Origin of the sequence: Polymorphospora sp. NPDC051019, assembly GCF_040683055.1 — a bacterium.
GTDB classification, from domain to species: domain Bacteria; phylum Actinomycetota; class Actinomycetes; order Mycobacteriales; family Micromonosporaceae; genus Polymorphospora; species Polymorphospora lycopeni.
The window spans coordinates 1-11,923 of record NZ_JBFBCH010000024.1 but is presented as its reverse complement, the minus strand read 5'-3'; the positions used below and the strand labels follow the sequence as shown (position 1 = coordinate 11,923).

The window sequence follows — 11,923 nt, the reverse complement described above, 5'->3', positions numbered from 1 at the left end:
CCTCCGGTCCGGGTTGTGGGGTGCGATGCTCAGCCGGTGATGCGGCGGCCGCGGAGTTCCGCGAGGTGCTGCTGGCGCCGGACGGCCCGATCCCGTTGGCTGTCCCGTTCCTGGTGGCTGTCGTGATCCGCGCCGCGTGACGTGTCGCCGGATGACAGGTACCGGGCGATGGCGTGGACGGTCGGGTGTTCGTACAGCGCGACGATCGGGACGCTGCGCTCCAGCCGGGCGCTGAGCCGGCTGCGCACGCGGCCGATGAGCAGGGAGTGCCCGCCGATGTCGAAGAAGTTGTCGGTGACGCCGAAGTCGGGAAAGCCGAGCACGTCCGCCCACACCTCACTGACCAGGTGTTCCATGGACGTGGTGGGTGGTACGGCGGCCTCGGGGGTGACCGGCGGCGCCGGGTCTGGCAGCCGGGCCTTGTCGACTTTCCCGTTGGGCGTGAGCGGTAGTTCGTCGAGCACGACGTAGTCGGTGGGACGCAGGTGCTCCGGCAGCAGTTGGGCCACGTACTGGCGCAGTTCCGCCACGAGTCCGGCCCGGTCCGGCTCGGGACTGGTCACGTATGCGGTTAGTTGGGGGCCGCGGTGGGGGTGGTGGTGGGTGGTGATGTGGGTGGTGGTGATGTCGGGGTGGGTTTGGAGGGTGGTTTGGGTTTCGGCGGGTTCGATGCGGTGGCCGCGGATTTTGATTTGGTGGTCGGTGCGGCCGATGTAGTGGATGGTGCCGTCGGGTGTTTGGCGGACGAGGTCGCCGGTGTGGTAGAGGCGTTGGCCGGGTTTGGTGGGGTGGGGGATGAATTTTTCGGCGGTGAGGTGGGGTTGGTTGTGGTATCCGCGGGCGAGGGCGGGGCCGCCGATGAAGAGTTCGCCGGTGGTGCCGGGTGGGGTGGGTTGCCAGTGGTGGTCGAGGATGTGGGTTTCGGTGCCGTTGAGTGGGGTGCCGATGGGGATGGGGCCGGTGATGGGTTGGTGTGGTGGGAGGGGGTGGCAGGTGGCTAAGGTGGTGGTTTCGGTGGGTCCGTAGCCGTCGATTATTTGGGTGTTGGGGTGGTGTTGGCGGGCTTTTTCGGCGTGGGTTGGTGATACGGGTTCGCCGCCGGTGAGGAGTTGTTGGATGGGGGTGAGGATGGTGGGGTCGTCGTCGATGATGAGGTGGAACAGGCCGGCGGTGAGCCAGAGGGTGTTGATGTGGTGGGTGGTGATGAGGTGGTGGAGTTCGGGGGTGGTGAGTTGTCCGGGTGGTGCGATGGTGAGTTGGCCGCCGTTGAGTAGGGGGGCCCAGATTTCGAAGGTGGAGGCGTCGAAGGTGGTGGGTGAGTGGAGTAGGTAGTTCTGGTGGGGTCCCATGGTGATGTGGGTTTGGTGGGTGACGAGTCGGGTGATGGCGCGGTGGGGTACGGCGACGGCTTTGGGTTGGCCGGTGGAGCCGGAGGTGTAGAGGATGTAGGCGAGGTTTTGTGGGGTGGCGGGGCAGGGTTGGGGTGGTTTGGTGGGTGTGGTGGGGAGGTCTTCGGTGTGGATGGTGGTGGTGTGTGGGGGTAGTGGGGTGGTGTTGTGTCTGGTGGTGATGATGGTTTTGACGTTGGCGTGTTGGGTGAGTTGGTTTATGCGGGCGGGTGGGTGTGTGGGGTCGAGTGGGAGGTAGGCGGCGCCGGTTTTGGTGATGGCGAGCAGGGTGGTGATGAGTTCGATGCCGCGGGGGAGGCAGACGCCGATTGGTTCCTCTGGTTGGATGCCGTGTTCGTGGAGGGTTTCGGCGATGGCGTTGGCGCGGGTGTTGAGTTGGGTGTAGGTGAGGGTTTGGTTGTTGTAGGTGATGGCGGGTGCGTGTGGTCGGGTGGCGACTTGTCGTTCGAACAATTCCGGCAACACAAAATCAAAGGCGTCGTCCGGCACCGGCGACCGCGACGACCAACTGGCCAGCAGCAGCCGCTGCTCGTCGTCGAGCCAGTCCAGCCGCGAAACCGGCGTGGCTGCGGCGGCGACGGCAGACTCCAGCAACCGCAGGTAGCTCCGGACGGCCTGACGCATCGTGGTCTTGTCGAAGATGTCGGCGTTGTACTCCCACAGCAGCGTGATCCGGTTGTCCACGTGGCCGGTCTCGCCCAGCTGCCGTTCAGCGCGGGGCACCACGATCACGTTCAGGTCCATCTTGGCCGACCCGTTGTGTCGCTCGAAGACCGTGCCCGGGGTCCCGGCGAGGTTGATCTCGGTCAGTGGCGAGTCGTTGAAGCTGAACAACGTCCGGATGTACGGGTTGCCGGTCCTGTCACGGCTCGGATTCAGTAGCTGGACCAGCCGCACGAACGGGTACTCCTGGTTCGCCGAGGCTTCCAGCGCGACGTCGCGCACCCGCTGCAGCAGTTCCTGGAACGACGGGTCGCCAGCGACCCCGACCCGGAGCACGACCGTGTTGACGAACATGCCGACCAGGTCTTCGGTTTCCCGTAGGCGACGGTTGGCGAATCCCGAACCCAGGCAGATGTCCCGTTCCCCGGTGTGCCGGTGCAGCAGCGTCACGAAGCCGGCGAGCAGCGTCATGAACAACGTCGCGCCGTTGTCGCGGGCGAACTTGCGCACCTTCGAGGCGAGCGCGGCGGGCAACTCTGCCCGGAGCAGATCGCCACGGAAGGACTGCGTGTTCGCGCGGGGCCGATCCGGCGGCAGAGTGGCCGGTGCCGGCGGGTCGGCGAGGCGTGTGCGCCAGAAGTCCAGCTGTGCGCGCATGGCGGGCGCGTCGATCGTCTCCCGCTGCCACCGGCAGTAGTCGGCGTACTGGATGGCTGACGCGGGCAGCGGCGTGGGCTTGCCGAGTCGGAACGCCAGGTACGCCGACTCCAGGTCGCGCATCAGGATGGTGAATGACCAACCGTCGTGGACGAGGTGGTGCTCGACCAGCACCAGCTCGTACTCCTGCTCGTCGTGGCGGATCAGCGTCCAGTGCATAAGCGGTAGCCGGGACAGGACGAACGGCCGTTTCAGTTCGTGGGCGATCACCTCGTGTGCCCGCGCCGGTCGGTCCTGCGGCGGTATGTCGGTGAGGTCGTACCGGGTGGCCCGCACCGGTCCCGGGTCCTGAACGATCTGATACGGCTGACCGTCGGTCTCCGCGAACACCGTGCGGACGATCTCGTGCCGGACCGCCACCGCGGTGAGCGCCCGGTCCAGCAGGTCGGCATCGAGCGTGCCGTGGATTCGCACCGACGCCTGTGCCCGGTACGCGCCATGCTCCTGCGCCAGGCTGGCGAGGAACCACACCTGCTCCTGCTGCCAGGAAAGGGGTTCGTGGGGTCGGCGTGAGCGCGTGGTCAGCACCGGCATCGCCGGGACGGACTGCTTCGCGCGTTCCTGCTCCACCTGGTCGGCCAGGGCCGACACCGACGGGTTGCCGAAGACCTGGGCCGGGGTCAGCGCCACCCCGAAGACCTTCCGCACCCGGCTGGCGACCTGCATCGCGAACAACGAATGGCCGCCCAGTTCGGAGAAGTTCTCGTTCACCCCGACCCGCTCCAGCTGCAGGATCTCCGCATAGATCCGGGCGATCCCGTCCTGGGTCTCGGTGGCCGGCGGGGCGTACGGGCGCCGTGTACGTAGCGCGTCCGGCGCGGGCAGGGCGTCGCGGTCGACTTTTCCGTTGGGCGTGAGCGGCAGCGCATCGAGTACGACGTACTGGGTCGGCACGAGGTAGTCGGGCAGCGTCTGGCGCAGGAAGTCGCGTAGTTCGTTCGCACCGGGGATGCGTTTGAGATCGCGGGGAATCACGTATGCGGTTAGTTGGGGGCCGCGGTGGGGGTGGTGGTGGGTGGTGATGTGGGTGGTGGTGATGTCGGGGTGGGTTTGGAGGGTGGTTTGGGTTTCGGCGGGTTCGATGCGGTGGCCGCGGATTTTGATTTGGTGGTCGGTGCGGCCGATGTAGTGGATGGTGCCGTCGGGTGTTTGGCGGACGAGGTCGCCGGTGTGGTAGAGGCGTTGGCCGGGTTTGGTGGGGTGGGGGATGAATTTTTCGGCGGTGAGGTGGGGTTGGTTGTGGTATCCGCGGGCGAGGGCGGGGCCGCCGATGAAGAGTTCGCCGGTGGTGCCGGGTGGGGTGGGTTGCCAGTGGTGGTCGAGGATGTGGGTTTCGGTGCCGTTGAGTGGGGTGCCGATGGGGATGGGGCCGGTGATGGGTTGGTGTGGTGGGAGGGGGTGGCAGGTGGCGAAGGTGGTGGTTTCGGTGGGTCCGTAGCCGTCGATTATTTGGGTGTTGGGTAGGTGTTGGCGGGCTTTTTCGGCGTGGGTTGGTGATACGGGTTCGCCGCCGGTGAGGAGTTGTTGGATGGGGGTGAGGATGGTGGGGTCGTCGTCGATGATGAGGTGGAACAGGCCGGCGGTGAGCCAGAGGGTGTTGATGTGGTGGGTGGTGATGAGGTGGTGGAGTTCGGGGGTGGTGAGTTGTCCGGGTGGTGCGATGGTGAGTTGGCCGCCGTTGAGTAGGGGGGCCCAGATTTCGAAGGTGGAGGCGTCGAAGGTGGTGGGTGAGTGGAGTAGGTAGTTCTGGTGGGGTCCCATGGTGATGTGGGTTTGGTGGGTGACGAGTCGGGTGATGGCGCGGTGGGGTACGGCGACGGCTTTGGGTTGGCCGGTGGAGCCGGAGGTGTAGAGGATGTAGGCGAGGTTTTGTGGGGTGGCGGGGCAGGGTTGGGGTGGTTTGGTGGGTGTGGTGGGGAGGTCTTCGGTGTGGATGGTGGTGGTGTGTGGGGGTAGTGGGGTGGTGTTGTGTCTGGTGGTGATGATGGTTTTGACGTTGGCGTGTTGGGTGAGTTGGTTTATGCGGGCGGGTGGGTGTGTGGGGTCGAGTGGGAGGTAGGCGGCGCCGGTTTTGGTGATGGCGAGCAGGGTGGTGATGAGTTCGATGCCGCGGGGGAGGCAGACGCCGATTGGTTCCTCTGGTTGGATGCCGTGTTCGTGGAGGGTTTCGGCGATGGCGTTGGCGCGGGTGTTGAGTTGGGTGTAGGTGAGGGTTTGGTTGTTGTAGGTGATGGCGGGTGCGTGTGGTCGGGTGGCGACTTGTCGTTCGAACAATTCCGGCAACACAAAATCGAAAATGGTGTCCCAATGGACGTCTTCGTGGTTGTTGCTGATGTGGACGAAGTCGTTCATCGACATTGTGCTCCCCTGTCCGGAAGGTTCCGGGTGCCATACGGACTCGCCGGCCACCGCCGCCGACTGGCCGAGGCGGGCCTGCCCGGGATGATCCAGGCGTCCGCTAGCAACTGGATAGCGGAACGCTAGCCACGCAGGTGAAAGCCGACATCTGCCGCCGTGTCGGTGGTTCGGCGCCGATTGGCAGGGCAAGAGGGGGACTATGAGGTAGCCGGCTAGCGGAGCGATGAGCAGAGCCGCCCGCCTGCCTCGGCTATAAGGAGACCGTCAGAGCTGTTATGGTCTTTTATTTGACCTAATCCCTAATGCAGTATTTATCCGATCTTGTCGACTTGCTGATTTTTCTCCTCTCGCCGTCTGACGCCTGGCCGGGGTCAACGGCCGCAGGCGGCGTCGGTGAACTCGATCTGATAGCTACCAATCTATGTGGAGACGTGGCATAGTAATACTTGTGATATGACCACTGGGTGACCGAATCTCAATCGTCCCAGCTCAACGCCTATTTCTGTCATTGCTCGATTAGTCAACTGTCGGGCGCAGGTTTGACACAGATCTGCCCGATCATAGAAAGATCTCGCTGATTTCGTTGGTGGCGCTTAGTCTGGCGATGGTGGCCGCATGATGAACCACCCAGTCCATGCCACACGAGAGGGGTGATGGCCGCATATTGGACTTCGCGATTCTGGGGCCGTTGCTGGTTCGCGCAAATGGCCACGCCATACCAATTACCGCCCCGCGGCAACGGGCACTTTTGGCGGCCCTTTTGTTGCAGGCGAATCAGGTGGTGTCAGTCGAGCGGCTGATCGATCAGCTTTGGGGAAATGCCCCACCGGCTTCGGCTCGGGTCACATTGCACAATCATGTGCGCCGACTCCGCCGGGTGTTGCGCGACTGTCCTGCCGAGACACGGTCGCAGCTACCCGCCGTACAGGCGCAGCCGATCGTCACACAGACGCCGGGGTACGTGCTGCAGACCGAGCCCGAGGCGCTCGACCTCAGCCGCTTCGAGACGCTACTAGCCACTGCGCGTAGCCGCGCATCCGAGGAGCCCGAACAGGCTCTCGACCTGTTCGATCAAGCGATCGCGCTGTGGCGTGGCGCGCCGCTGGCGGACGTACAGGCGCCCGGCCTGCGGGAGATCGTGCCTGCGCTGGAGGAACAGCGGCTCTCGGCTATCGAGGAGCGCATCCAGGTCCGGCTCGACATCGGCAGATACGCCGCGGCCATCAGTGAGCTGCGGCTCCTGGTGTCCGAACACCCCTGGCGTGAGCGGTTGCGGGGCCAGCTCATGCATGCCCTTCACGCGGCCGGTCGCATCGTCGAGGCGCAGGCGGCGTATCAGGACTTCCGCCAGCGGGTCGCGGCGGACCTCGGTATCGAGCCCAGCGCAAATCTCCAGCAGCTGCACGGTCGGATCTTGACCGGCGAACCACCGGACGGCCCGCGACGTGGCGACCGCAACCGGGCGGTGGCCCGGTTGCGCCGCCTGCCGATACCGGCAGAGCTGCCAATGGACAGCGCAGCCTTCACCGGGCGGGCCGAGCAGGCCCGGCTGCTCGCCGCCGAATTGGGTCGGACCCACGCGCAACACGTCGGGCTAACGGCCCTCCACGGACCAGCCGGCACGGGCAAATCGACGCTCGCCGTGCACGTGGCGCACGAACTCGCCACCCTCTTCCCCGACGGTCAGCTCTACGTCGACCTGCGCGGTACGGAGGCGAATCACGCGCCACAGCGACCGCTCGATGTGCTCAACCGGTGGATCGGCGCGCTCGATCCGCGCCCATCGAGAATGTTCGCCGACCGGTACGAGGCCGCCGCCTACTTCCGGTCGCTCGTGGCCGGACGCCGGCTGCTGGTGGTGCTGGACAACGCGAACGACGTCGACCAGGTCCGCCCACTCATCCCGGCCCGTTCGCCTACAGCCGTTGTGATCACCAGCCGCCAATCGATGTGCACCCTGGACACCGTACGGATGCGGCTCGACCGGCTCGACGAGGGCGAGGCCATTGAGCTGCTGATCCGGCTCGTCGGCAAGGAGCGTGCCGTAGGCGCGCCGAGCACCGCCGGGCGGATCGTCGCCTGCTGCGGCTACCTGCCGCTTGCCATCCGGGCGGCCGCCGCCCGCTTGGCCGCACGGCCGGACGAGTCGCTTGACGACCTGGCCGAGCAGCTTGCCGACGAACGGCACCGGCTGGACGTCCTCCATCAGGACGACCTCGACCTACGTAGCCGTCTGCGGGCGAGCTACGAACAGCTGCGGAAACAGCCGGGCGGCCAGGCAGCCGCCCGGCTGTTTCGGCTACTGGGCGTGGTAGGACCGGCGGCGTTCGATCTGCCCGATGTCGCGGAGTTGGCCGGGGTGCCGGTTGCCCAGGCGGCGCGTCTGCTCGGGTTGCTCCGCGACGCCGAACTCGTGCAGCGCCGGCCCGACGGCCGGTGCTGCCTGCCAGTGTTGGTGCGCCTGTTCGCCCGAGATCTCTGACTAGCCCTCGGCGAACGAGAAGAAGCAGTCAGCGTGACTCTGATGCCGGCTCAGCTCACGGCAGCGACCGCATCGCGCAGCGCACGATGAAGGTGAATACCGACGTCGTCGCTCACCTCTTGGGCGGCGCAAACAGCCAGCGCAGTGCGTCCGGGAGAAGGACGCCAGCATGGTTGGGGCTGTGGCCTCCGTCGCCGAGGACAAGCCGGAAGTCGTAGCCGGCTTCGGCCAGAGCAGCGGCGACGCGCAGGTTGCTGGCGAGCCAGTTCCGTTCGGGCTCGTTCCAATGCAGGTCTCGGTGGCCAGCCTGCATGAAGATTCGCAGCGGCTTGCGGGGGATGCTGGGGATCAAGTCCGGGTAGGGGGTGCCAGCGGGCATCTGCACGAAGCTGGACAAGAAGCAGATGGCTCGCCGGAACTTGTCCGGGCGTTGCCACGCGGCGGTGAAGGCGCCGTTCCCGCCGCTGCTGCCACCACAGATCCCCCATCGGTCGGGGTCGTCAGTAATCGAATAGCGCTGCGTGACCTGCGGGATGATCTCGGTCAGCAGGAAGGTGACCAGGCGGTCGTCGAAGGCGTCGTACTCGATGTTGCGGTTCTTCGGATTCTGCGTGTCCGCGAGGACACCGGGGTCGACGAACAGGCCGACGGTGACCGGGATGTCGCCGCTGTGGATCAGATTGTCCAGCACGACCGCGCCGCGGACCTCGCCCTCCGGATCGAGATACCACTGTCCGTCCAGGAAGACGATCAGCGACGCGGGCTGCGAACGGTCGTACTGAGCCGGCACGTGAACCCAGAACTTGCGCGACGTACCCGGGTAGACAGCGCTGCCGTCCCAGCTGAACTCTGCCGTCTGACCCACCGGCACCCCCGCCTGGCGAGAAGAGTCAGGCCCATGGGCGTAGCGAACGTCCGTCTGGTCAACGACGAGCGGGCGGAACGGCACCTCTGTGGTCACCCCGGGCACGCTATGTGCCAGTCCTCAACCCGACAATCAGATTCCCCTCAGTCAAGCCGGAGAGAGGTGGACTTGGTAGACCCTGACAAGTCGGACCCGACCTTACCTACAGAGCCAAGCCCTTGACGGTTACGGATGGTTGCCATCCTTGGCAGAGCGATCGCGCCAGTAGGCGAGGTTGCCGCGGGTGCCCAGGGTGTGGGGGTGGTCGGGGCCGAGGACTCGCAGGCGGTCGGTGAGGAGTTGTTCGTACGCGGTGGCGGCGCCGGCCGCATCCCCCGCCTCCCCACGCCAGTGGGCGAGGTTGTTGCGGGTGCTCAGGGTGTGGAGATGGTCCGGCCCGAGGACCCGCAGAGAATCGGTGAGCAGTTGTTCGAAGGCGATGGCGGCTCCGGCCGTGTCCCCGGTCTTTCCCCGCCAGCGGGCGAGGTTGTGGCGGGTGGCCAGGGTGACGGGATGGTCGGGGCCGAGGTGCTGGTTGGCGGTGGTGTGCAGGTTGTCGAAGTAGTTCGCGGCGGCGGTGACGAGGCCGGTGTTGCCGAGGCTGTTTCCGGCTTTGAACAGCACGGGGTGGCCGCCGTCGTCGTGGTTCCACAGCAGGGCGCCGGTGATGCCGTGTAGGTGGGTGGTGTTGGCGCGTAGGTGTTGGGCGTGGGTGGCGTCGCGTTCGGTCTCTGGCCACAACTCGGTCAAGGCGTCGGCGGCGGTGACGGCGAGCGGGCGTCGGTGTTCGTCGGGGGTGGCTTCCCGGGTGGCGCGCTGGACCAGGGCGTGGACGCGCAGTGCGGTGCCAGGGATGGCGGCGATGTCGGCCAGGCTGAGCCGGTGCAGGGCACGGATCGCGTCGTGGGTGTCGTCGGCGTCGACCGGCTGGCCGAGACGCTTCTGGCAGTAGTCGGTGACGGCTCGGGTGGCGAACAGGTCGGGCGGGATGCCGTTGGGGTCGAGCAGGGCGGCGATTTGCAGCAGGATCCGGGCGATGCCGCCGGTGGCGGCGTCGGCCAGGTCGACCGACAGCGCCCACGTGTCGGCCACCGGTGTCGCCTGGTCGTCGGGGAGCAGGTACGGGGACAGGGTGGCGAGCCGGCGGCGGGCCAGCCGTTTCCGGTATGCGGCGCAGGTCAGGTCCTGGTCCAGGATGTAGGTGGCGGCCTGCGCCAGCGCCAGCGGCAGATACCCGAGATCTGCGGCCAGTTGGTCGGCCTCGTCCAGCCGGTCCGCGGCGCCGTCGAGCTTCCCGGCCAGGTAGGCGGCGGCCTCGCCGGGGGTGAACAGGTCCACGTCGATCAGGGTGCGTCCCTGTAGGAGTGCGGCGTCTCGGCGGCGGAGGGTGACGATCGTGCGGCCGGTGGTCGTGGTCGGTGGCCACAGGCCGCGCAGGTCGGCGGGGTCGGCGAGGTCGTCCAGGACGATCAGCCACCGCCGGTCGGTGCCGGCCAGCCAGGCCAACAGTCGGGCGGCGCCCTGGTCGGGGTCGCTGTCCTCGACACCGGTGACGTCGGCGGCCGTCTGGGCGTAGCCGGTCAGGATGCTGGACCGGGAGGTTGCGGTGACCCACACCAGCAGGTCGACCTGCCGATCGCGCCACAGTTGTTCGGCGAGGTTCGCCGCGAGTTGGGTCTTGCCGACCCCGCCGAGCCCGGCCAGGACCTGGCACACCACCACCGTCCCACCGGCGCCTGCCGTCGCGAGCGCCTCGTCGGCCGGGCGGCGCTGGCGGCGGTCCGCGAGCGCCGGTACCACGCCGACCCGGTACGGCCAGGACACCTGGCGGCGGCTGTAGAAGTGGTTGTGCTGGGTGTTGCCCCCACCCACCTGCAACCCTCGGACGTGCGAGGCGTCGACCCGGTCACCGGCGCGGCTGTCACCCTCGGTGTTCACCAGCACGTCTCAGGGGTCAGTTGAAGGTGTTGGTCTGGGTGTTGTGGTCACCGACCTGGACACCTCTGGCCTGACTCGCATCGACCTCGTACCTACCGGTCCCCGCCCCGTTCGGGTCCGCCAGTTCCAGCAGGCGTCGCGCCGCGGCGAGGATCCGCTCGTCGGTGTCCGCGCCGCTGTCGGCCAGATCGTCACCCAGGACCGCCCGCCAGCGGCCCGGCTCGACCTCCCGCGCCTCCAGAGCCTCCTGCGCCTGCGGACGCCCGGCGAGGCGACCCCGCAACAGGTTCTTCAACCCGCCGTACGTGTCAGCGATCACCGTCCTGGCAACGTCCGTGGAACCTGCCGTGGCACCTGCCACGAGGGCAGCGATGATCACCTCAACACCAGTCACCATGATCACCTTCCGTGGAGAGAGACGACAATTCTGTCACCAGTGGACAACCCGCTGACGCCCGCGCCGCCCAGGGGACATCCGGCCGCCGTCACGTTCCTGCCGTAGCCGAGCAACCCAGTTACGTAGGGTCTCCTGGTTGACGCCGAACTCCCGGCCGACGTCACGGATCGTGGGGCCGGAATCGAGCACCAACGCCGCGACCTGGCGGCGGAACTCCTCGGGGTACCTGCTCTGTCGAGCCACAGCGGCTTGCGCCTCCTCGGCAGGATGCCAAGTCAGGAGATGTCCGGTCCCGGGCGGTTACCTCGCCGAGGTGGTGGTGCCCGTGCCGGTCTCCACGGCGAGTTGCTCGACCCTGGCCAGCGCGGTGCGAAGTATGTCGAGGGTCTCGTCCGCCCGACCGCGTTTCTCGAGCAGGTTGGCTAGAAGCAGGGTGGTGGCGGCGAGTTCGTGTCGTGGCCCGGTCCGGTGGTAGCGGGCCACCGCGGCCCGTAGGTGACGGTGCGCGCTGTCGGCGTCGCCGGCGTCGGCGGCGAGCATTCCGAGTACCCGGGCGGCGCGGGCTACCCGTGGGCCGTCACCGCCCGCCGTGAGTGCCGCGTTGAGCAGCGGCGTCGCCTGGTCCGGCCGGCCCACCGCCCGGTACGCCTCGGCCAGCTCCACGCCGGTGTCCAGTGCCAGTTCGGTGGCGGCGGCCGAAGTCAGGATGTCGTGTGCGATGGTGAGGTCGGCGACCCCGCCCACCGGGTCGCCGGCTGTCCATCGACCCCGGCCCCGGGCCCGGTGACAGAAGGCCAGCTCGACCCGGAGCAGTGCCTGGCGGATCGCCTGTCGGGCCTGTTCGGCGGCGATGGCGGCGGCGGTGAGTTGGCCGTCGTCCAGCAGTGTGCGAGCTACGGTCAGGTGCAGTGCGGTGACATGGTCGGGATCGGGTGATCCGGCGAGCGACAGCGCCGCCTCGGCGGCGCTCGCGGCGGCCTCCTTGTCGCCGAGTTCGCCGTGGCAGACCGCGAGTTCGGTGTGCAGGACGAGTAGTGCGATCGGATCCGGCAGTC

General features: G+C 67.3%; 7 protein-coding genes. 1 reads left to right on the top strand and 6 read right to left on the bottom strand.

The window, feature by feature from the left end:
• Positions 1-29 precede the first annotated feature (29 nt).
• Positions 30-5,141: an amino acid adenylation domain-containing protein gene (locus AB0M79_RS30435; RefSeq protein WP_364220338.1), complete on the bottom strand. Its 5,112-nt coding sequence runs from the start codon at positions 5,139-5,141 to the stop codon at positions 30-32.
• A 670-nt stretch (positions 5,142-5,811) separates the two neighbouring features.
• Here AB0M79_RS30435 and AB0M79_RS30430 point away from each other — a divergent pair.
• A complete protein-coding gene (locus AB0M79_RS30430) occupies positions 5,812-7,629 on the top strand; it encodes a BTAD domain-containing putative transcriptional regulator (protein WP_364220335.1) in 1,818 nt (605 codons plus the stop codon).
• A gap of 112 nt (positions 7,630-7,741) precedes the next feature.
• Here the strand turns inward: AB0M79_RS30430 and AB0M79_RS30425 are convergent, their stop codons facing one another.
• The 5 genes from AB0M79_RS30425 to AB0M79_RS30405 form a co-directional block, all read right to left on the bottom strand.
• Positions 7,742-8,590 (bottom strand): alpha/beta hydrolase-fold protein, encoded by an 849-nt coding sequence (locus AB0M79_RS30425; RefSeq protein ID WP_364220332.1) that lies wholly within the window; start codon positions 8,588-8,590, stop codon positions 7,742-7,744.
• Between the two features lie 129 nt (positions 8,591-8,719).
• Entirely contained in the window at positions 8,720-10,477 is a 1,758-nt protein-coding gene (locus AB0M79_RS30420; protein WP_364220329.1) for a tetratricopeptide repeat protein, read from the bottom strand.
• Between the two features lie 10 nt (positions 10,478-10,487).
• Positions 10,488-10,790, bottom strand: coding sequence for a hypothetical protein (locus tag AB0M79_RS30415; RefSeq protein WP_364220327.1), 303 nt, complete (start codon positions 10,788-10,790; stop codon positions 10,488-10,490).
• A gap of 111 nt (positions 10,791-10,901) precedes the next feature.
• Entirely contained in the window at positions 10,902-11,111 is a 210-nt protein-coding gene (locus AB0M79_RS30410) for a transposase (RefSeq protein WP_364220324.1), read from the bottom strand.
• A gap of 57 nt (positions 11,112-11,168) precedes the next feature.
• The coding region (locus AB0M79_RS30405) for a tetratricopeptide repeat protein (protein ID WP_364220321.1) at positions 11,169-11,923 on the bottom strand (755 nt) is incomplete at its 5' end.

What these genes read in the sequence shown, in the direction of transcription:
- AB0M79_RS30435 (WP_364220338.1), bottom strand. Translation starts at nt 5,141, where the DNA reads ATGAACGACTTCGTCCACATCAGCAACAACCACGAAGACGTCCATTGG.